Origin of the sequence: Pseudomonas sp. M20 (assembly GCF_045037865.1) — a bacterium.
Taxonomy (GTDB): Bacteria; Pseudomonadota; Gammaproteobacteria; order Pseudomonadales; family Pseudomonadaceae; genus Aquipseudomonas.
This window is the reverse complement of sequence record NZ_CP173611.1, coordinates 176538-199125: the sequence shown is the minus strand read 5'-3', so window position 1 is coordinate 199125 and position 22588 is coordinate 176538. Positions and strand designations below refer to the sequence as shown.

The following is a 22588-nucleotide window of genomic DNA, read 5'->3' as shown; positions in this document are numbered from 1 at the left end:
CAAGGCCTTTTTTTTCGTCTACTGGAAAGTGGCTGCTGGCCGCCCGGCGAGATCCCACAAAGGTCACTTCATGGAAACGTCACTGGAAACAGTCGCCCTTTTCTCCCTCAAGCTCGCTTACGAGGAAGAAGGTCTGAGCCCGATTCTGCGGGACGATATGGTCATGAGTGATTACCAGAAAGACATTTTCGAACTATTGGTGCGGCGCGGGGATGTCGAGACCATTCAGTTCAAGATGAATGAATGCCTTGGCTTGGCGATGGATGCCTTGGGCGGTGTCGAGAAACCGCTGGGGCGCGAGTTGTACAAATTGTCTGCCGAGTTCAGCGAAGCGCGTTCGCTGGAGCAGCTGGATCAGCCGCTCCTTGCGCTCAAGGGTTACTTGAAAGACATCTTGTAATGGTCTGAGCCGTTACAGCAGATGCTTCGAGATGTACCAGCGCAGCCTTAGCATGGGGCCCTAGGCATGGTGAACGCCGTGTACCCCAAAAACGAGCATCTGCACTGCTATGAATTGAGCAAGCGTATGACGCTGGAAAGAGGGTGGCGTTATGGCATCACTTGATTGTAGGATCTCTGTTCTTGGCATACCCAGTGAAACCACTACTCAAGGATAGAAAAATGCTGGAACGAAAAGCTTTGCTTGATGAGATCGCCACTCACTTTGCTGTACTAAAATTCTTTATTGAGACGAATACCGCCTCTGGGTTTGTTGACACCAATATAGTAAGTGAAGATTTTGTCGCTAGCATATTGAATGTCTCGCACAAGTGGAATCTAGCCAATACCAACCACACGACCACGAACGCCAAATCCATTGATTTACTGGACGAATCAAATCGAATAGGCGTTCAAGTAAGCTCACGAGTCGACTCGAAAAAAATCAACTCAACGATCAACGGCATGATCGAGAATGAGCATCGTACAAAAATAGATGAGCTGTTCTTTTTTTCACTAAAACAAAAGCAAACCAGATACAAAGTAGACGCCGAGTGTCCAGGCATAAAATTCACCACTAAAAACGTGCTGGACTTCAACCAAGTCATACGCAAGACAAAAGCTCTGTCAACCGGGATTGATGACCTTAGTCTGATGCGTGACATCGTGATAAAAAACTTCTCCGAAATCCCTAGACGCATAATTCAAACGGCGACCGCCATAAGCAACTGGCTATCACATTTCGACGACTCGATTGTTGACAAAAAGCTGGAAGAACTCCTAGGGCGATCTTTTCAAACAGGAGAAACACTTAAAGCGCAAGTCATTCTCCTAATCGAAAAGAACGAACTAAACCAAGCCAAGGAGTTGCTAGACAACTTGGCTAACACCAGTAGAACGATGGCGGCGCAGGACTTTATTGATATAGCCAACCTCTATACATTATTGGGCTCCGACCAAGCAGATATCTATTATTCTCACGCTGCAAGCCTGGATCCCGACAGTGTAAAAGAAGCCAACCTCTATGCGATAGGGCTTATGCTTAGAGGCAAACTACCGGAGGCTGAGAAGATCTTTAAAGCGTGTCTCGAAAAAGAAGATATCACTCCCAGAGAACGAGAGGCAGTCCTTGGTAATCTGGGGTTTCTTTATAAAAACAACGGGCGTTTCTCTGACTCCATAGACGCCTTTGAAAAAGCATTAGTAATATCCGACAGCATGGATCACAAGATAGGTAGAATAAAGCACCTCAACGGCCTGGGGAGTTGCTATCTAAACCTAGAAAACCTGGAGCTATCCGACCAGTACTTTAGTCAAGCCAAATCATTGCTTGACGACACGCTGAAAACCTCAAAGGACGATAGCGAAAAGAAAGAGCTGCGCTCAATCAAGTCAAATTTACTGACAAACATCGCCATTCGCTTGAAGCACATGGCTGAAATCTCAGGCGACGAAAGCTTGTTCCACCAGGCACTGGGGTTCTTGGATCAGGCCGTTGACTTGGCGGAGATGATGGACGATTCAAAAAGCCTGTTACGGCACTACGGGAATATCGCCAACATCTACCAGGGACTCAAGAATCTGGAGAAATCGCGCGAGTACAACGTTAAGGCCTACAAACTATCAATTCAAGAAGAAGACAAAAGATCGCAAATAGCATCGCTTTTAAACATCGGCCTAGTTGACAAGGACGAAGGAGACCTACTCTCCGCAAAATCCAACTTCGAACTCGCCCTAAAACTAGAGAACAACGTATACCCAAAAATTCGAGCCAATCTACTGGCCAGTTCCGCGCTTGTCCATAAGACGCTAGGAGAGCACTCAGATGCCCAAGAGCATTATGAGCAGGCCGAACAGCTCTACAAAGAGCTGGGCCTGCAAGACTCCCTATATAGCTTGAAAGTAAGATTTTCACAGGTGGATGCTGCAGAATCATAACTGCTGAATCTGATCCCTTGATAGGTTTTCCTCAACGAACGACTCGTCTACTGAAAACTTACGCTTAGCCTTAGACTCTGTACGAGATGCATCCGAGCTCGCCCACGCTGCATTGAAAACGGGCTCGGATGCTCCTTTACAACCTCTAAACTCCGCTTCCTAGGCTGCTTTTGCCTTGCCAGGCCTTCGTCTCAAGACTTTTAACCCAGCCCCTAGAGCCCATTTGAGGCTTTATGAAGCCGGCCTTCATCCAAGCATCACATACTGCTTGCAACCAAGCATCGATTCAGATGCCCTCACAGGCAGCATTTTTTGTACTTGAGTTTACTTCCGCAGGGTGAATCGCCCCGGGTTTCGTAGACACCTCTTTGCCTTAAACTGAGGCCAATCAGGAGGTGCCATGAGCAACCCACGTTATCCCGAAAAATTCAAAATCCAAGCAGTCAATCAAGTGACCGAAAAGAAGCTGCCTGTCGCTGAGGTAGCGGCCCGTCTTGGCGTGTCGACGCATAGCCTCTATGCCTGGATAAAGCGCTACAGCAAACCTCAAGAAGAACGGCAGCAGGATGATGATCAGCACACTGAACTGCGTCGTCTGCGAGCAGAACTCAATCGCGCCACTGAAGAGCGAGACATATTAAAAAAGGCCTCCGCGTACTTTGCCAAGGAGTGCGGCTGAAGTACGCCTTTATCAAGCAGCGCGCGGGTGACTATTCGATTCGACGGCTTTGCCTGACGCTGAAAGTCCATCCCAGCGGTTATTACGCCTGGCTGTCTGAGCCGCAATCTATACGCGCCAAAGACGACCAGCGATTGGTGGGTTTGATCAAGCATTCCTGGCTGGAGAGCGGCGGCGTTTATGGCTATCGCAAAATCCATGACGATCTGCGCGAGGTTGGTGAAGATTGTGGTCGCCATCGTGTAGCGAGGCTCATGCGTCTTGAAGGTCTGCGCTCTCAGACAGGGTATCGGCGTCGCCCTGGTAAGTACGACGGTAAGCCAGCGGTCGCCTCGCCCAATTTGCTGAAGTGCCAGTTCAATGTCGTGGAACCTAACAAGGTTTGGGTCACCGACATCACCTACACTCGTACGTATGAAGGCTGGTTGTATTTGGCGGTGGTGCTGGATCTGTTTTCTCGTCAGGTCGTTGGCTGGTTAATGAAGTCGCAGATGACCAGTGATCTGGCTATTGATGCGTTGTTGATGGCGGTTTGGAGGCGTAAACCGAAGCAAGAGGTGATGGTTCATTCCGACCAAGGTAGCCAGTACAGCAGCTCCGATTGGCGCAGCTTTTTGAAAGCAAACAATTTGATTGCCAGCATGAGTCGCCGAGGCTACTGTCATGACAATGCCGTGGCCGAGAGCTTTTTCCAGCTTCTGAAACGGGAACGGACCAGGCGGAAAATCTACACAACGTGGGAATATGCTCGTAGTGATGTGTTCGATTACATCGAGATGTTCTACAACGTAAAACGTCGGCATGGCTTCAACAATCAGCTGTCGCCGGTAGAGTTTGAAAAGCGTTACGCAATGAGTTTGCAAGGTGTCTAGAGAATCCGGGGCGATTCAATATGACATGGTACTCCTGCCCATCCATTGCTTCGCCTAATGAGCCTACTTCGAAGGCTTAGGAACGCGCGGATGCTTCTCGGGTCATGGACATCACCACGGTCTGCTCAACCCCGTCGACCTCCTCAATCATGAACATAAGAAAGCTCACGATGACGTATCGATCGCCAGCGGCGGTGACTGCAATTGAATAGCCGTGCTGTTCTTCCATCGCCGCCAAGTCCTCGGTGACGACCGTATCCCCGTTTTCAGCCTGGGTCAACTCCAATGATGGGGATGGATCAAGACGATCAATGCCTCTGAGCACAAATCGTCGAATAGGCGCATCGATTGCAGTGTTTGCCTCGGGTTGCTTTGCGCTCACCAGCACGCAATGCGCCGATCGCCTTAAACACATTGGTAGAACTCGCTCTGGCAGACGGAACTGCGTCTTCAGAAAGCCCCGTGACGAGCGAATGAATTGAAATTCGATTACAACGTCTGCCTCCCAAGTTCTCCAGGATGGGTCGAACATTTCGCGCTACTGCACTGACGCCAACTCCCGTGCGCAGCCAAATCACATCACCACTCGCCTCGCGAAGCATCCAGGGCATGGTAATGGCCTGGCCATTCACGCTGGCAGTCATTTCGGGAACGTAAGACGCGCTACCCGGCTGCCATGAAGCACCTCGATTGAAGGCGATCCAAGCGTGCTCCATCAGCATCTTGTCCTCCTCCCATGTCGGCAACGGCTTCTCGCCCCAGGCTTGCAGGAACGCTTCATCGGTCTTCATTCCATCCCGGTAGAAGTATTCAAGCCCTGCCAACACTGCTCGACGAGCCCGAATTGAGACATCCAACTCCTGCTCAATCGGGAGACTCAACTCGTGGGCGTAGTGATATTGCAGGGAGCAGGTCATGAAGCCATCCATGGCGGCGAAGGTCATCGTCACGGGCGGTGTCGTGGGTACGCGGGAGACAGTCGCCGCTACCGGAGCTGAGGCCCTCGCGACGCTAGCTGGAATGACTGAAGGATCACGCAAGGGATCGGGAATCGTCTCTGCATCTGTGCCGCCGTAGACCTTCAACCGATCTTTCGCCCTGGACAGGCCAACGTACAACAGATTGTTCCGCTCGATGGCTTCACCTTGGAGTCGCATGGCTTGCGTGCTGTGCAGCGCTTCAGCGGGCAGTAGCAACGCCTGGCGCTCATCAAAACGTGGCGGAGCCTCTGCTCCAAACTTGGTCTTCTCGACGTTGGCCATGTGCACGACGTCGAACTCAAGCCCTTTGCTGCCATGGACGGTCATGAGCCGCACAGCGTCGATCGCAGCCGCCTCGGGTGGAAGCGCGCGCTCTGCTGATCGCTGCCCGATATACCGCCGAAAATCTTCTCTGACCAAAAACTTCGATAACGTCGCTTGGCTACCAACGCCATCACTGTTGCGAACCCCGTAGAGGAATTGCCACAACGCCAGACGATTGATCTGCGCAGCTGCAGATTGGTCTGCCAGCGACTCCAACCCAAAGCCTTTCTCAAACAGCAGGTCACAGACAAACACCCAAGGGCGGGAGCTTCGCGTGGCCCCTTCCAACAAGTCACTCAACACATGGACAACCTGCTGACCTTGCGTCGACAGCCCTGGAGCGGGGCGGCTCAGCCAACGACCACGCTGGTGGTTGAAACCTAGCTTGGACTGGTTCGTCAGCGCCTCGATGTCTGCCGCCGGCATCCTCAAGTTTGCGCGTCTGAACAAGCCCAGCAGCGCCCCAGGCGAACGCTGCGTCAGCAGTTGCATCAGGCACATGAATTCTTTGACTTCAGCCCTCTGGTTCAACTCTCCCAGGTGCAATACAGGAATGCCAGCTGCCTCGATGTCTTGGGCAAGCTTGTCTACTTGGGCATTCGTAGAGCTGATGATGCCCTGACTGCCGTACGAGTGCCCTGCCGCTCGACACTGAGTAATCTCGGTGACGATGACACTACTCTGAGCATCCCTTTGGGTGTGGAGTAGAGCTGGCATAACACCGCTCACGGAGCGAGAGGGTGATACAGGATCCAGGGGCACGAATGATTGCAAAACATGGTCGGTTCCAGCACGTTCGACCAAGCGAAGAATCTCTGGAGAGCAGCGTCGATTGATGTCCAAGCTGTAACGCCTGATAGAGGCAGCCTGTCCTCTGGCAACGTACGCATCGTCAAACTTGAGCAGACTTTGGATCGACGCACCACGCCAGTGATGAATAGCCTGACGAATATCACCGACCACCCACAGGCAACGTTGCGGCGATCCGATCTTTTTGACGAACTCGATCATCACGTGGTTGACGTCTTGGTACTCATCCACCAAGACGTGATCGTACTGTTCTAGGAAAGCAGCCAGGGACGGGCGATCATCACGAGCCTGCACAGTGGGTCGAACCAGGAGGTCTGGATAGTCCACCCACCCTTCTCGCCGTAGTACGGCTTCGTAGGCACTGTAGAGGGTCACTATGTCGTTCCGCTCTCGCTCAACATCGGGCTCGACCGCCGGCAGTGCTCGAACGATCGCAGCGTATTCGTCCGGGGTGACCAATTCTTCTTTCAGACGGTGGATGATCCTCAACACATCCGGCAACCAGTCGTAGGGGTTGCTCAACCTGAAGAAATATTCGAGCTGCAGGGTGGGCAGCTCTTCGACCATCATCCTGACTTGCTGCAGCGTGTCAGCGATCTTGATTTGAGGTGTGAGACCGAAGAGAAGATGGTGCTTTCGCAGGAGCTCGAGTCCGAACGAATGGAAGGTGCCAGCCCATACCTGTGAAGCATTCGGAACATTGGCTGCCGCCAGCCGCTCGACAAGCTCCTGGGCGGCGCGGTTGGTAAAGGTCATCACCAAAATTCTATTGGCGGGAACCCCACTGGCGATCAAATGGGCCACTCGGTGTACCAACGTCGTGGTCTTACCGGTTCCTGGGCCCGCAACCACATTGACGAACTTCTCTGGGGCCTCAGCCGCAAGGCGCTGGGCATCGCTTGGTGGATGTGCAGGAGCCGGAGGAACTGGGGGGACATCTGGGAGTAGCAGCGCGTCAGCCAATTGCTGTCTTACTACTTCTAGCGGCAGCAGAAAATGCGACGCTATCAACCGAGAACGCCATCTAGCTGACCACAACGCCCTGGCCGTCGTCCTCGGTAGCAAAAGCTCTCGCGCAAAGACGTTTGCCTGGAGCTCGTTGCGCTCCCATGCGCCATACCCCTCCACCACCGCACTTCCAGGGCTGGTAGTGCTGGGGTTGCTAGCAGCAGTAGTGGTATCAGCTGCATCGTCGGGGTCGGCGATGAATGACACGGTAGAGGTACCAGGGGCAGGTTGGGGTGAGTCGAGATACCAATGACCCAGTTCGTGAGCCAACAGGTAAGCCTTCGACTCCTGTCGAACGTCATCACGAATCAGGATTGTGTGCATCGACCGCTGCAGGAGCGCATCTGCCCCGCCCAACGCATAGTCATCGGGTGACACCCACTCGATCGCAATGCCTAGAGTCGCTTCAGCAACATCAAGCAATTGCGTGCTGGTCGGATACTGTTCACCGCACGCAGCGATAAGTCTCGCCCGTGCATTGATGGCCTGGATTCGTGCACGGTCGAAAGGATTCATATCAGTCCCCTAATACCAACAGTTGAGCCTCTTCGTCATGAGGTAACTTGAGCGCTTTTACCGCCTCTTCCCAAGAAACAGGCTCTGTTAGCACCCTTGGTTGACCGTTGGGCGCTTTGAATGAAGGTGCCGCTAGCTGACGAAAATTCAGACTCACCGCTTCATTCATCGCTTCTGGCGAAACCTGGAAATACTCGGCGACATTTCTCATCAAGACGCCAGGTGCACGAACTATCCCGACAAGCACCTCGTTGACCAATCTGCGCTTGCCGGGAAGGCCCAGGTGATTTGCCAGCTCGTTGGCTTTAGGGCCTAAAAAACCTGCAATAGCGGCTTGAGCACGTGCCACTTCAGCTGGATCAGCGATTACTTGGGCAGCAGTGGCAGTAATCGCCCGGGCAGTCGCGGCAGAGATGGGTGAAGCAGCCGTCTGGGCTTCTGGGCAATGAGAAAGCTCCTCAGCCAATAGCCCACCCACGATTTGAGAAGCCGACCGCCCGTATTCCTTCGCGGTCAACTTGAGTTCCAGACTGAGCTTGCGATCAAGTCGGGCCATCCATTGTTCGGGCTGGCCGTCATAGCTCGCCACCTTCTGCTCATAGCCGTCGAGTACCTTTCTCCCGCTATGCTCTTCGATCGCATCTTCAAAACGCTCGTAGCCACTCTCGACCATCTCTCGAACGAGCACAGAAAATTTCTTGCTCTGCTCCTCCGCAACGGCCTTAAGCGCTTTATGCATAGCTACCGGCACATACACGCCTACCGTCTGCAACGTGCCCTTAGTGCTGGTCACGGGTGCAGATCGCGGCGCCTGCGATGCACGAGGCAAAGCGGGTTCGTAATGACTGCGCATAGACACCTCCTGTGGCGACGCTTGGGTTTGTAGACCTTCGGGAATCACGGGCTTGGGTTCGTCCTGCCCTGGCTCACCTTGCTGCAGTTGCTGTTGCTTCTGGTGCTGCTTCGGCTGCTTCGGCTGCTTCGGCTGCTTCGGCTGCTTCGGCTGCTTCGGCTGCTTCGGCTGCTTCGGCTGCTTCGGCTGCTTCGGTGCATCCTGAAGGGATGATAGTGCTGAGCCATCAATGATCGGTGGAACCACCATGTTGGCAGTCAGGTCGGCCATGACCTGCTTGGCGAGAAGATCTGGGGTCGCCGCCTGCACCTGTAGGATCTGTCCCTCCGGCATAGCAACCTTACACAGGCAAGCGCCCCCTACCATCTGAAAATCCGCCGTCGCAGACACCCATCCCAGGTAATCCGACCACGCCCTAAGCGGAGCGTTGAGGGCTTGAGACGGCAAATTGACATTACGTTTCATGGTAGACTCGGGGCACCTAGACGGAAGCAGTGGTGCGCCAAAAGGCGCTTGTATATCATCTTTATATCACTCTCAATGGTAGGGACACAATTGATCGATGATCATTTTTCCAAGGCTATCCGAGGTTCAGTGAGCCAATGGATGCACGATAACTCGCTCGAATCCTGCCTCGCAGCGCTCGACAATCCGGTGGAGCTTGGTGCGTATCTGTTACCCCAGGTCGTTGCTGCTCTCGCGGAGGTCAACGTCGATCTCTACGACCTCCAGCGCAGCGCTTGGGCGAATCCGTTGATTCATCTGCGCGGTGTATTTGACATTCTCGATCTGCCAGAAACGCCAACCGCTTTCATCCCCGTGCCTGACGTTGCCACTACAGTCGCCGCCAGGGCAAGCGCGGTGGTCTGCCTCGCCGTGCTCAATTCGGACACCATTTCCTATGGCTCCGAGAATGACGGCCACCTGTTCGTGAACCTGGTGGTGCTTCCGGGCGATGATGACTTTGCGGAAAAGTCCAAGGGCGATATGCGCGGCCATACCGACGGGGTTTCGTTCCCGGTTCGCGGTCTGCCGCATGAGTTTGACGAGCGCGTAGCCCCTTCCCCTGACTTTGTCTGTCTGAGTGGTCTTCGTAATCCTGACGGCACTACCACCACGGTCATGCCACTCTCTGGAGTCCTGCAGAAGCTGACCAGCGAGGAGATCAATGAGCTGACGAAGCCTCAGTACATCCTCCGCCCTCAAAAAACCTTCAAGCGTGGGCTGCGCAAAATCTTCGGCAAGGACAGTCCGCTGCTGGAGGTAATGGTCGGCATCCAACTGCTGTTCGAAACCGAGGATGGGTATTGGATTCGCTACAGCCACAGTGCGTCGGAAACCGATTTTGACTCTGAGCTTGCGAGCCAAGCGATAACGCGCTTCGAGCAGGCCTGTCAGGAATGCTCCGCGTCGGTGGTCATTGCACCCGGCGATATCCTGCTCGTGAACAATCGCGTGGGACTACATGGGCGCGGCGTAGTGGGCGGCGAGGCCGGTGGCGACTCACGGTGGCTGCTGCGTACCTATGGACTGGAAACCCGGGAGCTACGGGCTGACCAGCGCTATCCCGACAGTGCGTTCAAGCTCTACCCATGAATTGGGTGCGGGATGCTATGTGTGGCATCCCGCTCCATTTCCTGGCGCTGGCCAGTTGGCTTTTAAGGCATTCAGTAACATCAGGTCATGGCGACGGACTGACCGTACGAGTTTCGTTCATCGTTGTACGCGGTGCATAGCACGTGAATCACTTCAGCAGTGTCATCCACACTCCACTCTGGATTCGGCTGCCATTTGGAGTCATAGAGCCCCATCAAGGTATCCTCTTGCCATCCAAACTTAGAAAATACCACCGCACCAGTTGGAAAATTGACGTACTCATCCACAAACAACCCATGTTCTGACATATGGCCCTCAAGCCCCGAAACACCCTCAAAGTCTGGCATCCTGAAAATTGGCCAGCCCATCTTGGCAAAACAAGCGTTCCAGAGTGCACCAGACACTACGGCATTACCTCCTCGCTCGAAATACTGAGGGGCAACGCTATGGTTGCCACCAGGAATCATCAATCGATCACAGAGCATGAAAGCGAAAGTAGGCCCCTGGGCAAACTGAGACTCCTTGAAGGCAGACCTCGCCTTCTTCATCAGCGTATTAATCACTAGCAACAAAGAACGCGGGTCGTATGATCCATCATCAAACGGAGGCTTAAACGGAGCAATTTCCCTTTCCGCCATTGCGACTTTATTACCCTGCCGAAGTTGGTCTTCGATTGCGATATTCTGATTCAGAGCGTCTTCATGCATCTGATCTGATCGAAGCGGAGCCTGTACGAGATCCAAGGACTTCAATTCAACATAGAACTCCTTCCCGTTCGGCAGAGCGCAAACGAAGTCAGGCATCGAATCTTTTTTTGCCACGATCCGTTTAGTCTTGAAGTGCTTGCTGAGCTTTGAATATACAAGCGCCTCACCGTAGTACTCAAACACCTGCCTGAAGCCCTGGCTATCAGACACATCCTTCACACGTCCAAAGGACAACTTCAGTTCGTGGACAAGGGCCTTTAGCTCATCATCCGCATATGATTCTTCTTCCAGCCTTTTCAGATGATCCCAAGAAATAGATCTCAGGCTGTGATCTTCCGAAAGCCCATGGAACTGGTGGCACCAGTAGAGATACATCTCGTTTACGGGAAAGACCTTTTCATGGGTTCGATTATAAGTTTCTCTTAACTCAGTCGCTTGCTCAGGTGTGAGAGTTGTTTGGGACGCGACAGTTAGAAGATTGAGTAGCGCGCTTAGGTCTTGCTTGAAGGATGGCAAATGCTGTTCTGTCACTCGCGTAATGGCATCGAGTCTTTCGTAAGCAAACACGCCCAAGTGGGTGGTGCGTTCTTCTCGCGGAAGAGTGCGCTGGTACATGAGACCTTCGTGAAGAGCCAGTGACAGAGCTGACGCGCCTTCAGGCTGAGGGTGCGGAGCTTGGTGGGGCTTTGGAGTCTGGTGGGGATCCAGAGCCTGTTGAAGCTCTGGTGGGGTTGGGCTGAGCTCTGTGGAGGCTGGCATTGGCTCTAGGGGATTCAGGTTCTGCTTTGGCAACAGGGCCGGAGGGGTGCTGGATGATTCCATTCGGGGTAGCTCCTTGTAGGGATTTCTGGACTTAGTACTTAGTACTAAGTTTGTCCAGATCGGGTCAAGGCCCTAGGTGACATCCTCGGTCGCAAACCCGGGTTGATCAGAGGATTGGTGGTTTTTTGGGGGGGGCTGTGGGGAGGGTCTAGATAGTATGAAAAATTACCGGTTGTAATCCCGGTGAATTCGAACTTCACTTTCCCCAGTGACGAGAAGTAAATCTCCAGCTCTGAATCCAGATCGAAGGTGCCAGAGGTTTCCACTGAGTAGGCGACGATGTTCTTGTACGGCAAGGAGGTGAAATCCTTCTTGCTACCGGTAATCCCCTGAACGTTGACCGCGATGATGCGTTTGTTGGTAAACACCACGCCGTCACGCATGGCCTTGTAAGAGTCGATCACTTCTTCGCCGTCCAGCAACAGTGCGCTTACGCGTTCGGCGTACTCATCGTTCTGCTTGAGTTTGAAGAAGCCTTTGTTGTTGAAGTCGATCATCTGTCCATCCTCATCTTCAAGAAAACATCCCGGTATTTCTTTGTTTCAACGACGGGCTTTCAGCACGCGGATATCGGTTGGGAACCCGTCGGCGCCGACAAGTTTTTTCCAGCCCAGATACTGAAACTCGCCCTTCTCATCAATGTAATCGCCCTTCTCCACCGCTCGGCCGCCCATGATCGCCACGCGCTTTACCTCACCGCAACCGCCATCCGAAGGCCTGACGGTGTAGATCACATACGGCTTCACGTATTGCGTGGCGCGGAAGTATTGGCCGCAGATTTCGTCGACGGTGATCAGCATGGTTTTCAAGCGTGCTTCGCCGTCGGTGTCTTCGTGCAGTTTGAGGAAGGAGATGTCACCGACGTCGCTGTAGCCGAGGGCGCGGGCGCGTTGGTATTCGGGGGAGTTCTGGTGGGCGATGCGACCTTCCTCTGCAGCACCTTGCATTTTCGCGGCGAACTCGGCTTTGCCTTGGGCGATCATCGCGTCGGCCTGGCCCGCGAACTCTTCGCATTGCGCAAATTCCCGGGAGCCGAGGTGATCGGGCGTCAGGTTCGAGCGGTGTTCATTCATGGTTCGCAGGTTGCTTTCCAGGGCAAACATCACGTCGTAGGCGGTGGTGCGGCCGCTTTGCACGTCGGCCATTTTCTCCAGCACGCGCTGGCAGTTGCCGGCGTAATACTTCCAGCTGTTTTCCGGGTGTTCTTGCACAGCGGCGAATGCCGGGGTCATTGCAACGGCGAGTGTGATTGCGCAGAGCAGGCGCAAACAATGGGTACTGACTGGCATTGGGTAGTCCGTTACGGAGATGGGCAGTGGCGCGACGCTACTATTTTGCTATCTTGCCGTCCACTGCCAGTAACGAGGTCGCCAACGCCTCGATGGAGTCAATTTTCAGAGGGAGAAACACCTTGATGGCCGTGTTGTACTTTTTCGTTTGGGCAGCCGTTTGGGCTTGGGTCGTGCAGACCCGTGGTGCCTGGAACCTGATCCTCGCCAACCTGGCGGGTGCCGCCAGCGGTTTCATCGTCGCAATGATTTTTTCAGTGGTCTGTTCGGGCCTTTTCCCGGCGCACGTACCTCCCTCACCCGAGAAACTGGCGAGTAGCGTGCTGCAAGTGATGACAACGTTCGGCGTGCTGGCGTGTGTATGGATGTGGCTGGTCCGGCGCCCTCAGCCCGAGCATCCACTGGCTCGCCAACTGTTCGCCGGCATCTGTGGGTTGGCTGCTGGTGTGACGACGTTGGTGTTTTTCGCGCTCAACTTTCACTGAGCAGCGCTCTCGTCACTGGTATTACACGTGTGTTTTGTTATCTTGCCGCCCATCGTCAGCGTTCACTGTGGGCGTGCGTTGATTTCAGGGTTTTGAAGGTTTAAGGAAAGGATCAAATGGAGTTTCTGCGTTTTCTGGCGATTGTTGCGGTTTGGGGGTTCATGTGGCGCTGGGTGGTGCAGAACCGTGGCAGCTGGAATATTTTCTACGGCAATATCGTTGGCGCAACGGGTGGTTTCATTGTGGCGATGGTGGTGCTGTCGATCACGTTGTCGCTGTTTCCTTCGTCGCATGACTACGAACCGGCGCAGGCTGAAAACACGCAAGTCACCGAGCCGACCTCTCTATTGCCTGAAGCCGAGGCAGTCACACCCGCAGCCGATCTGAAGGATGCGCCGGCTTTTGCTGCCATCGAGCCGGACGACAAGCCCTCTCCCGCCGACTCCGCACTGTTGCCGAACTATGCCGGCCGGGCGCCGAAATCAATCGGACTACAGACCGTGCTGGATCAAAGCGACTATGACGGTCGCATGGCCCTGGCAGCGCTGAACAAGAAATTGCGTGGTGACGCCCAGGCCGACAAGTCGATGATTGCGTATGTCATGTGCAGCCCGTTTGTGACCAGCACGTTGCGCTTTCCCGCTTCAGCGCGTTTTGCTGACAGCAAAGCGCTGGTCAGCCACCGCTTCAAGGATCAGGTCTACACCTTCAACAACACCGTCACCGCGCGCAACATGAACGGCGACGATGTCACCTACCGTTTCGATTGCTCGGTACAAGAGCAGCCGCGAGTTGACGCGCTGCCTGCGCAATGGCGTTTGTTGGCGCTGAAAGTGCAAAAAGCCGACTCTTAAGGCTGATTTAAGGGTTCAAGGCGCCGGCTGCGCTATCATCGCCGGCCTGTGCGCCTTGAGCTTTGCCCTCCGATGTCCCGACACTTCGCTGATCCCTCTTTGTTGCCTGCCGTGCTGGCCGGCCCACTGCTGCGCAGGCTGGAGCCGAAGCGGTTGGTGCTGTGGTTGATCGGTACGCGCCAGCTGTCGCTGACATTGCGCCTGCAAGGTGTAGGAGACATTCCTCTCGACGCTGGGAAATGCACGGTCATTCCCGTAGGTCGTCAGGCGTTTGTTCATCTCATCGATGTTTCTCTCGACAGCGCCCTGCCCTGCGATACGCAGATCGACTATGACCTGCTGATCGACAACGCGACGGGCATCGCCGACTGGGCGGCGCATTTGCTGTACGGCGATGCAAGCAGTCCGAACTTCGTCCTGCGCTCGCGGATCGATCAACTGCTGCATGGCTCCTGCCGCAAGCCGCATCACCCGGCGACGGATGGTTTGCTGTGCGTCGACCAGTTACTGGCCACGGAAACCGATCCGAAACAACGCCCCGCCCTGTTGATGATGAGCGGCGATCAGGTCTACGCCGACGATGTGGCCGGGCCGATGTTGCGGGCGATTCATGCCCTGATCGCAAGACTCGGCCTGTTCGATGAACACCTCGAAGGCGCCGTGGTCAGCGACAGCGCCAGGCTCTACGAACATCCGGCCAGTTACTACCACCGTGCGGATTTGTTACCGGCACTGGAGAGCAACGAGACATTGCGCGAGCGATTTTTCGGCGGAGCACGTAAGCCGATTTTCACCAGCAGCAGCGCTGACAATCACTTGGTGACGTTCGCCGAAGTCATGGCGATGTACCTGCTGGTGTGGTCGCCGACGCCCTGGTTGCTGATCGATCCGCAAGCTCCCGAACTGACGCCAGAACGCTTCAAGCGCTACACCCTCGAACAGACTCGCATCGATGCCTTCAAGGCCGGATTGGACAAGGTCGCCCGTGCGCTGGCGCATCTGCCGAGCCTGATGATTTTCGATGATCACGACATCACCGATGACTGGAACCTGTCCGCGCAATGGGAGGAAACGGCCTACGGCCATCCGTTCTCCAAACGCATCATCGGCAATGCGTTGATCGCCTATATGTTGTGTCAGGGCTGGGGCAACAATCCCGATGCGTTCAAAGAGGTATTGGAGAAAACCCAGAGCCTTAGCGCCAGCGGTGATGATCAGTATCTCGACAGCCCGGTGCAGGACGATTTGATCGATGACCTGCTGCGCTTTCAGCATTGGCATTTTGTATTGCCGACCAGTCCTGCGCTGGTGGTCATCGACACGCGCACCCGACGCTGGCGCAGTGAGATGGCGCTCAAGCAACCCTCGGGCCTGCTCGATTGGGAGGCGTTGAGCGAACTGCAACAGGAGCTGCTCGATCACCCGTCAGCGATCATCGTGTCCCCGGCGCCGATCTTCGGCGTGAAGCTGATCGAAACGGTGCAAAAAGTCTTCAGTTGGTGCGGTTATCCGCTGCTGGTCGACGCGGAAAACTGGATGGCCCATCGCGGCGCCGCGCAAGTGATCCTGAATATTTTCCGCCACTCGCGCACACCGGGTAACTACGTGGTGCTGTCCGGCGATGTGCATTATTCCTTCGTCTACGAAGTACTTATCCGCCACCGCAAGGCCGGCCCGCGAATCTGGCAGATCACCAGCAGCGGGATCAAGAACGAGTTTCCGAAAACCCTGCTGGAATGGTTCGACCGTCTCAACCGCTGGCTCTATTCGCCACGGTCACCGCTGAACTGGTTTACCAAACGCCGACGCATGCGCATCGTGCCGTATACGCCGGAGCATGCTGAGGCGGGCGAACGGCTGTGGAATTCGGCGGGGATCGGTCAGGTGTTTTTCAATGAACAGGGACAGCCGCGCGAGATCATTCAGCACAATTCCAATGGCGCGGCGAAGACGCGGATGCTGGCGCCGGATCTGGCGGATTATCCGGACTAAGGTCTACACCGAACATGTGGGAGCGAGCCTGCTCGCGAAAGCGGTCGATCATCCAGCAGAGATGTCTACCGATAGTCCGCCTTCGCGAGCAGGCTCGCTCCCACAGTGCTACTTACAAGCCATCAATGCGCGATCAGTGCTCGCCCCACACCTCTGACAATCATCTCCACCTCACGCTCATCAATCGTCAACGGTGGCAGCAGACGTATCGTTTTGCCACGCGTGACGTTGATCAACAGTCCATGATCCCGCGCCGCGATCAGGGTCAGATCACGCACCGGTTGTTTCAGCTCGATACCGATCATCAAACCCTGACCACGAATCGCCAGCACGTTGGGATTGTCCGCCAGCTCTGCGCGCAGGCGAGTTAATAGCCGTTCCCCCTGAACCCGGGCGTTTTCCAGCAGGCCCTGTTCTTCGATGATATCCAGCACCGTACAACCGACCCGACACGCCAGTGGATTGCCGCCGAAGGTGCTGCCATGGCTGCCGGGGGTGAACAGATCCGCCGCCCTGCCCCGGGCCAGACACGCACCGATCGGCACGCCGTTGCCCAGTCCTTTGGCCAATGTCATGACATCCGGGACGATGCCTTCATGTTGAAACGCGAACCAACGCCCGGTGCGGCCGATGCCGGTCTGGATTTCATCGAGCATCAGTAACCACGCATGGCGATTGCACAGTTCCCGCAGGGCTTTCAAATAACCAGAGGGCGCGAGCTGTACGCCGCTTTCGCCCTGGATTGGCTCGACCAGAATCGCCACGATCCGCTCGCCGTGCTTTTGCTGCAGCTGCTCCAGCGCTGCGAGATCACCGAACGGCACTTTGAGGAAATCCCCCGGCAATTCGTTGAAACCCAGGCGCACCGCCGGGCCATCGCTGGCCGATAAAGTGCCGAGTGTGCGGCCATGGAACGCGTTGGCCATAACCACCACCAGCGGCTGTTCGATACCCTTGCGCCAGCCGTACAAACGCGCGAGTTTCAGCGCCGTTTCATTGGCCTCGGCGCCAGAGTTATTGAAGAACGCCCGCTCCATCCCCGACAGCTCGGTTAGCCGTTTGGCGAGTTGTTGCTGCCAGTCGATGCTGTACAGATTCGAGGTGTGCAGCAGTAATCCCGCCTGCTCGCTGATCGCCGAAACAATCCGCGGGTGCGAGTGGCCGACATTGGTCACCGCGACACCGGCCACCGCGTCGAGATACTCACGGCCGGTCTGATCCCACAGGCGGGTGCCGAGGCCTTTGGTAAAGCTCAAGGCCAGTGGTTGGTAGGTGTTCATCAGGGCGGCGGTCATGACTTCAAACTCCAGCGAAGGTCGGTGTGCTGCCAGTATGGTTAGCCAGCGAAACTGGATAAACTCGGTAAAACTTCATTCATTTAAAAGCTGAGCTTGATAATGGACTTGTTCCAGGCGATGAGCGTGTACGTCAAAGTAGTCGAAGCCGGGAGCATGACGGCGGCCGCGTTGCAGTGCGATATGTCAACGACCATGGTCGGCAATCATCTGCGCGCGCTGGAGCAGCGGCTCGGTGTCCAACTGTTGCAGCGCACGACTCGACGTCAACGCCTCACCGAATTCGGCAGCGTTTACTACCTGCGTTGTCTGGATGTCTTGGGACTGGTGGCCGACTCCGAACGGCTGGCGGAACAAGCACTGGATGAGCCGCGTGGCCTGCTGCGGATTACCGCTCCACTGACCTTCGGCGTAGAGCGCCTGGCACCGGCGCTCAGCGAATTTTCCCTGCAATATCCCCAGGTCAAAATGGACGTGGTGCTGACCAACAGCCGCCCCGACCTGCTGGAAAGTGGTCTGGACGTGGCGTTTCGGCTGGGGCATTTCGAGGAGTCGAATCTGATCGCCCGCCCCCTGATCGATTACACACTGACTGTGTGCGCGTCCCCGCAATACGTGGCCCGGCGCGGCATGCCGCACACCCCTGAAGATTTGCAACAACACGACTGCCTGTCGTTCGCCTACCCTGCCGGTGACGATTGGCAATCGGTGGAAAAACGCTGGCGTCTCAGCGGCCCAGAGGGAGAAATTCTCGTCGACGTCAGCGGGCCGATGCTGATGAACACTTCCGCCGGATTGCATCAGGCCGCACGCACCGGCATGGGCATAGTGATGCTGCCCGATGCGCTGGTGGAACAGGATCTGCGCGATGGCAAACTGGTGACCGTCGTTCCCGACTATCAACCTCCAAGCCGTCCCTTGCATTTGCTTTATGCTCCGGATCGCTATCGTTTACCGAAGCTGCGCCGCTTCGTCGAATTCGCGATGCAGACGTGGGGCAGATCCTGAAAACGAGCGACATGGACAATGTCTCGAAGAATTACTGACAAGGAGTCGAAGCGAAGATGAACAACAACCTGACCGTACGCGACCTGCTATCTGACGAAGTGGAGTCGGTACGGCTGTTCCTCGGCCAACATGGCTGGGGGCACCGTACCGGTTCCAGCGAACATTTCGCACAACTCATCGAACACTCGCAACGCACGGCGATTGCCCTGCTCGGCGCGCAGATCGTTGGCTTTGCCCGAGGCATAACCGATGGCTTGTCCAACGGTTACCTGTCGATGGTCGTAGTCGATGGCGAGTATCGACGCACAGGCATTGGCCGCAGACTGGTTGAGCATGTCATGGGCGATAACCCCGATATCACCTGGGTACTGCGCGCAGGAAGAGAAGGCGCCGAAGCCTTTTTTGCCCGCCTGGGTTTTGAGACGTCGGTGATCGCCATGGAGCGACCTCGATTGAAATAACAGGTATGCGCTCTGGCAACGGCTATGATCAGCTTCTCTTTCCAGCACGGATGCTGTGCGATGCTCGTCACTCTTCAAAATACTCCCTTGTGGGTTTATGTGGTTTTTCTGGTTCTGGTGTATTTCGGCCTCAAGGCCCGCAAACCCCAACATGAAAGCCGGTTTTCCCTGCTGTCGACCCCGCTGGTGTTGTTGGGCTGGTCGCTGTTGTCGTTGAACCTGACGGTTGATCCAGGCTTGAGCCTCAGCGGCTGGCTCATTGCTTTGTTACTGGGCGCTCTGTCGGCATGGCTGATTTTCCCCAACAAGGGGATAAATCTTGATGATCCGGAAACCGGGTTGATCGTGCCGGGCACTTGGAAAGCGCTGATTCTGCTCCTGCTTTTTTTTGCAGTGAACTACTACTTCGGTTATCAGGATGACGTGCACCCAGAGCGCGCTGCCGCCCCGGATATGTTGCTGTTCAAAGCCGCAGCATCAGGCTTTATCAGTGGTCTGATTAGCGCTCGCTCACTGAAATATTACCGTTTGCTGCGCACCCTTCAGGCTCAACGCCCGCCATTGGGCGCCCAATGATTCAGGAACCGCTTTTCACCAACACCGGTTTTTCCTGAGGGGCTGCGTATCGTGCACCGTATCCTGCAATTACATGGGCGCGATATACAGTCACTGGACATGAGCGGGCGTGGCGCGACGTTCCGCTTCTCGCTATCAACAGATCAGCAAAGCGCCGAACAATGGATGATGCGTTCAATGAATTTGCACAGCCCAGGCAAATAGTTGAGACCGCCGGCCCGTTGCTCCGTGACAACGCCGCCCCGCTCGCCTAAATTAGTCGACCTGAAAAAGCCCTTGGTTTTCTCATCTCCACTCAAGTTAAAAAGTAGTGAAATTTCAATGTCCGATTTCAACACCGCTGAATCCGTAGTCACCGAATCGTCCAAAGCGGAATACGAAAACTCCATCAATCTTTCACAACACCTGCCACAAGCCAAAATCATCAGCGAGATGGTCCTGGACGCGTTCCAGTCGACCCGCGAAAGCGACCAGATCCGCGAGCTGCGCGCGGCGATCCGTCAGGCTCACGACAGCTTCGATGATGACAAGGCCTACGAACTGATGGGCGAACTCAAGGCGCTGAAAGATGCCGAAGCCGCCGACCTCGCTGCGCTTGACGACCTCAGCAGCAAGTTCTCGATCGGCCGCATCCTGTCCAGCTTCAAGGACGATCCGGCGTTCCAGGAAATCGTTTACGGCCTCGCGCTGAAAGTGCTGAACCAGACCCATCAGGCGATCAGCAATCCGAGCGGCGGCAAGAGCAAGGCTGCGAAGAAGAAAGAAGTCGAAATCTTCACCATCAGCAAAGACGGCATCAGCGTGACCTTGCCTCTGCGCACGCCCCGCTCGCGCCTGAACGTTGACCGTGCAGCGCTGGAGTTCCTCGGTTTCACCTTCGTCGGAGAAGGCGAGGAAGCGGAACTGGAAAGCGAAGTCTTCGTCGACAACGCTGGTACCGAGCAGGCAGTGAACCGCAAGAACATCATCACCGCGCTGCAACAGCAGACTGCGTTTGATGGATATAGCATCGCCGCGCAGTAATAGCGCAGCCGCTAAATTAAAAAGCCCCGCACTGGGATTCAGGCGGGGCTTTTTGGTTTTCGGCTTGAGATGGGTGAGATGGCCTAAACCGAGGCCCCTCACCCCAGCCCTCTCCCGAGGGAGAGGGAGCCGATTTGGGGATATTGTAGAAGTACACCGAAATGAAAGTGCTGTGCCGAATCCACAATCGCCTCGCTCTGTCAGGTCGACGTATAGCGGAAGACACCTCGGTCAGTCCCCTCTCCTTCCGGGAGAGGGCTAGGGTGAGGGCAAGCCGCTAAACCACACTTAAGCCGAAGGGTGCAACGCTACAATCATGTCCACCTCAATCGCCGCATTCTTCGGCAACTGATACACCCCCACTGTGGTGCGCGTGTGCCGACCGGCATCGCCAAGCACATGACTGAACACGTCCGACGCACCGTTGGCCACTTCACTCAGGTCAACGAAGTCCGGCGTCGACTTCACATACACAGTCACCCGCAACAACGCCTTGATCTTGTCCAGCGAACCCACAGCATCGACGATCAGCGCCAGACAACGCATCGCACTGATGCTCGCAGCGGCTTGGGCATCCTTGAGGGTCAACTCCAACCCAACCCGACCGGGGTACTGAATCTTGCCGTGAGTGCGTGGCACCATACCGCTGATGTACAGCTCATCATGATGACGGATCAGCGGCGCGTAATTGCCGCCAGCAGTGTTCTCACCATAAATGTCGTAGTTCAGCTCTTGGGCCAGGGCAATAAAACGCTCGTCGCAGGTCATCCTCTCAGTCATTTCGCCCAGCCTTATGATCAGTGCATGAAGAAGCTCGAATCACGGCAGTAAAACACCGAAAAAATGGCTTGGTGCTATCACTGTCGGGGTTGGATCCAAATCTAGGGGTTTTGAACTCCACTCGCAACCCTCACCCTAGCCCTCTCCCATAGGGAGAGGGAACCGAACGCAGTATATTGACGACGTACACCGACCTGAACGCACTTTACCGAATCCATAATCGCCACGACTTTGCAGGTCGGCGGTGGACTCCAGACAACTCGGTCGGCCCCCTCTCCCTCTGGGAGAGGGCTGGGCGGGCGGCGTTCCGATGAGGGGCTTTACGCCAGGCAACAAAAAACCCCGCACATCTCTCAATGTGCGGGGTTTTTCTTCAAGCCTTTGAGCCTTACGGCGCGTACGTCAGCAGCAGCTCTGCGGGCACCTTGAAGTCCAGGGACATCATGACGCTCAACGCAGTGATGGTGAAGATCGAGAACACGAACAGCTTGCGTGCCCAGACCGTATCATCCACCGCTTTGTAGCCGGTCCAGGCCATGTACAACCAGTACATGCCCATGGCCGCGGCGACGGCGAGGTAGCTCATGCCGGCGTAACCGCTGAAGGTCAACATCAAGGTCGCTACAAGGAACGCCAGGATGTAGAGCAGGATGTGCTTCTTGGCCACTTGAATCCCGCGCTTCACTGGCAACACCGGAATCGATGCGGCCAGGTAATCGTTGAAGCGGAAGATCGCGATGGCGTAGGAATGCGGCATCTGCCACAGGCTGAACATCACCAGCAACGTCAGCGCGGCCATGTCGAAGCTGTTGGTTACGGCAACGTAACCGATCACTGGCGGCATGGCGCCCGACAGACTGCCCACCAGCGTGCCGTGAACCGACTTGCGCTTTAGGTACAGGCTGTAGAAGCCGACGTAGATGATGAAGCCGATCACCGCGAACAAAGCGGCCAATGGGTTGGCCACCTTGTACAACAATGCAACGCCGAGAACACCAAGGATGGTCGCGTAGACCAGGGCCAGTTTCAGGGAGATCAAGCCCTGCACCAGCACCCGGTTCTTGGTGCGTTCCATCTTCAGGTCGATGTCGCGGTCGATGCAGTTGTTGAACACGCAACCGGAGGCGACAACCAGGGATGTACCGATCATGGCAGCCAGAAACACCGCCAGATCCACATGCCCTTTCGAGGCCAGGAAAAACCCGCCTGCCACAGAAAGCACGTTACCGAAAATGATCCCCGGTTTGGTGATTTGGATAAAGTGCTTGAGCGACATCGGGTC

At 55.5% G+C, this 22588-nt stretch carries 20 protein-coding genes and 2 pseudogenes; 12 read left to right on the top strand and 10 right to left on the bottom strand.

The window, feature by feature from the left end; translation table 11 throughout:
- Positions 1–70 precede the first annotated feature (70 nt).
- Both ACI514_RS00940 and ACI514_RS00935 read left to right on the top strand, forming a co-directional pair.
- On the top strand, positions 71–400 hold the full coding sequence (locus ACI514_RS00940) for a hypothetical protein (RefSeq protein WP_405122915.1): 330 nt from the start codon (positions 71–73) through the stop codon (positions 398–400).
- A 221-nt stretch (positions 401–621) separates the two neighbouring features.
- Positions 622–2376, top strand: a complete 1755-nt coding sequence (locus ACI514_RS00935) for an SMEK domain-containing protein (RefSeq protein WP_405122914.1) — start codon at positions 622–624, stop codon at positions 2374–2376.
- A 296-nt stretch (positions 2377–2672) separates the two neighbouring features.
- Here ACI514_RS00935 and ACI514_RS00930 read toward each other — a convergent pair whose 3' ends face one another.
- Positions 2673–2789: an SEC-C metal-binding domain-containing protein gene (locus ACI514_RS00930; RefSeq protein ID WP_405122913.1), complete on the bottom strand. Its 117-nt coding sequence runs from the start codon at positions 2787–2789 to the stop codon at positions 2673–2675.
- On the opposite strand from ACI514_RS00930, the gene ACI514_RS00925 reads away from it, so the two are divergent.
- A protein-coding gene (locus ACI514_RS00925) for an IS3 family transposase (RefSeq protein WP_405122912.1) occupies positions 2777–3927 on the top strand; the annotation gives its coding sequence in 2 pieces (ribosomal slippage) (positions 2777–3020 and positions 3020–3927; 1152 coding nt in all). The two genes, ACI514_RS00930 and ACI514_RS00925, sit on opposite strands and share 13 nt — an antisense overlap.
- Positions 3928–4003: 76 nt before the next feature.
- Here the strand turns inward: ACI514_RS00925 and ACI514_RS00920 are convergent.
- The 3 genes from ACI514_RS00920 to ACI514_RS00910 all read right to left on the bottom strand — a co-directional run bounded on the left by ACI514_RS00920 (position 4004) and on the right by ACI514_RS00910 (position 8883).
- Positions 4004–4156 (bottom strand): hypothetical protein, encoded by a 153-nt coding sequence (locus ACI514_RS00920; protein WP_405122911.1) that lies wholly within the window; start codon positions 4154–4156, stop codon positions 4004–4006.
- A 79-nt stretch (positions 4157–4235) separates the two neighbouring features.
- Positions 4236–7565 carry a UvrD-helicase domain-containing protein gene (locus ACI514_RS00915; protein ID WP_405122910.1) on the bottom strand — a complete coding sequence of 1110 codons (3330 nt, stop codon included), beginning with the start codon at positions 7563–7565 and terminating at the stop codon, positions 4236–4238.
- A 1-nt stretch (position 7566) separates the two neighbouring features.
- Positions 7567–8883 (bottom strand): hypothetical protein, encoded by a 1317-nt coding sequence (locus ACI514_RS00910; RefSeq protein ID WP_405122909.1) that lies wholly within the window; start codon positions 8881–8883, stop codon positions 7567–7569.
- A 90-nt stretch (positions 8884–8973) separates the two neighbouring features.
- Between ACI514_RS00910 and ACI514_RS00905 the strand changes: the two genes are divergently transcribed.
- Entirely contained in the window at positions 8974–10014 is a 1041-nt protein-coding gene (locus ACI514_RS00905; protein ID WP_405122908.1) for a TauD/TfdA family dioxygenase, read from the top strand.
- An 80-nt stretch (positions 10015–10094) separates the two neighbouring features.
- Here ACI514_RS00905 and ACI514_RS00900 read toward each other — a convergent pair whose 3' ends face one another.
- From ACI514_RS00900 to ACI514_RS00890, 3 genes and pseudogenes are all read right to left on the bottom strand, one after another.
- The gene (locus ACI514_RS00900) at positions 10095–11543 is read right to left on the bottom strand and encodes a hypothetical protein (RefSeq protein WP_405122907.1); all 1449 of its coding nucleotides are present in this window, start codon (positions 11541–11543) and stop codon (positions 10095–10097) included.
- Between the two features lie 170 nt (positions 11544–11713).
- Positions 11714–12040: pseudogene (locus tag ACI514_RS00895) on the bottom strand (PH domain-containing protein); the annotation flags it as partial.
- Between the two features lie 45 nt (positions 12041–12085).
- The gene (locus ACI514_RS00890; RefSeq protein ID WP_405122906.1) at positions 12086–12832 is read right to left on the bottom strand and encodes a hypothetical protein; all 747 of its coding nucleotides are present in this window, start codon (positions 12830–12832) and stop codon (positions 12086–12088) included.
- Positions 12833–12957: 125 nt separating this feature from the next.
- On the opposite strand from ACI514_RS00890, the gene ACI514_RS00885 reads away from it, so the two are divergent.
- The 3 genes from ACI514_RS00885 to ACI514_RS00875 all read left to right on the top strand — a co-directional run bounded on the left by ACI514_RS00885 (position 12958) and on the right by ACI514_RS00875 (position 16163).
- Positions 12958–13317, top strand: a complete 360-nt coding sequence (locus tag ACI514_RS00885; RefSeq protein ID WP_405122905.1) for a hypothetical protein — start codon at positions 12958–12960, stop codon at positions 13315–13317.
- A gap of 116 nt (positions 13318–13433) precedes the next feature.
- The gene (locus tag ACI514_RS00880) at positions 13434–14171 is read left to right on the top strand and encodes a hypothetical protein (RefSeq protein WP_405122904.1); all 738 of its coding nucleotides are present in this window, start codon (positions 13434–13436) and stop codon (positions 14169–14171) included.
- Between the two features lie 72 nt (positions 14172–14243).
- Positions 14244–16163 (top strand): alkaline phosphatase D family protein, encoded by a 1920-nt coding sequence (locus tag ACI514_RS00875; RefSeq protein ID WP_405122903.1) that lies wholly within the window; start codon positions 14244–14246, stop codon positions 16161–16163.
- 122 nt (positions 16164–16285) lie between these two features.
- Here ACI514_RS00875 and ACI514_RS00870 read toward each other — a convergent pair whose 3' ends face one another.
- Positions 16286–17458, bottom strand: a complete 1173-nt coding sequence (locus ACI514_RS00870; protein WP_405122902.1) for an aspartate aminotransferase family protein — start codon at positions 17456–17458, stop codon at positions 16286–16288.
- A gap of 102 nt (positions 17459–17560) precedes the next feature.
- Between ACI514_RS00870 and ACI514_RS00865 the strand changes: the two genes are divergently transcribed.
- The 5 genes and pseudogenes from ACI514_RS00865 to ACI514_RS00845 all read left to right on the top strand — a co-directional run bounded on the left by ACI514_RS00865 (position 17561) and on the right by ACI514_RS00845 (position 20526).
- Positions 17561–18466: a LysR family transcriptional regulator gene (locus tag ACI514_RS00865; protein WP_160059331.1), complete on the top strand. Its 906-nt coding sequence runs from the start codon at positions 17561–17563 to the stop codon at positions 18464–18466.
- A gap of 56 nt (positions 18467–18522) precedes the next feature.
- Entirely contained in the window at positions 18523–18927 is a 405-nt protein-coding gene (locus ACI514_RS00860; RefSeq protein WP_077574458.1) for a GNAT family N-acetyltransferase, read from the top strand.
- A gap of 60 nt (positions 18928–18987) precedes the next feature.
- Entirely contained in the window at positions 18988–19503 is a 516-nt protein-coding gene (locus tag ACI514_RS00855; protein WP_160059333.1) for a DUF6622 family protein, read from the top strand.
- Positions 19504–19542: 39 nt separating this feature from the next.
- Positions 19543–19707: pseudogene (locus ACI514_RS00850) on the top strand (two-component sensor histidine kinase); the annotation flags it as partial.
- Positions 19708–19824: 117 nt separating this feature from the next.
- Positions 19825–20526, top strand: coding sequence for a hypothetical protein (locus ACI514_RS00845; protein ID WP_095048382.1), 702 nt, complete (start codon positions 19825–19827; stop codon positions 20524–20526).
- Between the two features lie 288 nt (positions 20527–20814).
- Here ACI514_RS00845 and ACI514_RS00840 read toward each other — a convergent pair whose 3' ends face one another.
- Both ACI514_RS00840 and cyoE read right to left on the bottom strand, forming a co-directional pair.
- Positions 20815–21306 carry a RidA family protein gene (locus ACI514_RS00840; protein ID WP_034156086.1) on the bottom strand — a complete coding sequence of 164 codons (492 nt, stop codon included), beginning with the start codon at positions 21304–21306 and terminating at the stop codon, positions 20815–20817.
- 388 nt (positions 21307–21694) lie between these two features.
- A complete protein-coding gene (gene cyoE / locus ACI514_RS00835; protein WP_007916939.1) occupies positions 21695–22582 on the bottom strand; it encodes a heme o synthase in 888 nt (295 codons plus the stop codon).
- Positions 22583–22588 lie beyond the last annotated feature (6 nt).

Coding starts and splice junctions, on each gene's coding strand:
- ACI514_RS00940 (WP_405122915.1), top strand. CDS start 71: ATGGAAACGTCACTGGAAACAGTCGCCCTTTTCTCCCTCAAGCTCGCT.
- ACI514_RS00935 (WP_405122914.1), top strand. CDS start 622: ATGCTGGAACGAAAAGCTTTGCTTGATGAGATCGCCACTCACTTTGCT.
- ACI514_RS00920 (WP_405122911.1), bottom strand. CDS start 4,156: ATGGAAGAACAGCACGGCTATTCAATTGCAGTCACCGCCGCTGGCGAT.
- ACI514_RS00915 (WP_405122910.1), bottom strand. CDS start 7,565: ATGAATCCTTTCGACCGTGCACGAATCCAGGCCATCAATGCACGGGCG.
- ACI514_RS00910 (WP_405122909.1), bottom strand. CDS start 8,883: ATGAAACGTAATGTCAATTTGCCGTCTCAAGCCCTCAACGCTCCGCTT.
- ACI514_RS00900 (WP_405122907.1), bottom strand. CDS start 11,543: ATGGAATCATCCAGCACCCCTCCGGCCCTGTTGCCAAAGCAGAACCTG.
- ACI514_RS00890 (WP_405122906.1), bottom strand. CDS start 12,832: ATGCCAGTCAGTACCCATTGTTTGCGCCTGCTCTGCGCAATCACACTC.
- ACI514_RS00885 (WP_405122905.1), top strand. CDS start 12,958: ATGGCCGTGTTGTACTTTTTCGTTTGGGCAGCCGTTTGGGCTTGGGTC.
- ACI514_RS00880 (WP_405122904.1), top strand. CDS start 13,434: ATGGAGTTTCTGCGTTTTCTGGCGATTGTTGCGGTTTGGGGGTTCATG.
- ACI514_RS00875 (WP_405122903.1), top strand. CDS start 14,244: ATGTCCCGACACTTCGCTGATCCCTCTTTGTTGCCTGCCGTGCTGGCC.
- ACI514_RS00870 (WP_405122902.1), bottom strand. CDS start 17,458: ATGACCGCCGCCCTGATGAACACCTACCAACCACTGGCCTTGAGCTTT.
- ACI514_RS00865 (WP_160059331.1), top strand. CDS start 17,561: ATGGACTTGTTCCAGGCGATGAGCGTGTACGTCAAAGTAGTCGAAGCC.
- ACI514_RS00860 (WP_077574458.1), top strand. CDS start 18,523: ATGAACAACAACCTGACCGTACGCGACCTGCTATCTGACGAAGTGGAG.
- ACI514_RS00855 (WP_160059333.1), top strand. CDS start 18,988: ATGCTCGTCACTCTTCAAAATACTCCCTTGTGGGTTTATGTGGTTTTT.
- ACI514_RS00845 (WP_095048382.1), top strand. CDS start 19,825: ATGTCCGATTTCAACACCGCTGAATCCGTAGTCACCGAATCGTCCAAA.
- ACI514_RS00840 (WP_034156086.1), bottom strand. CDS start 21,306: ATGACTGAGAGGATGACCTGCGACGAGCGTTTTATTGCCCTGGCCCAA.
- cyoE (WP_007916939.1), bottom strand. CDS start 22,582: ATGTCGCTCAAGCACTTTATCCAAATCACCAAACCGGGGATCATTTTC.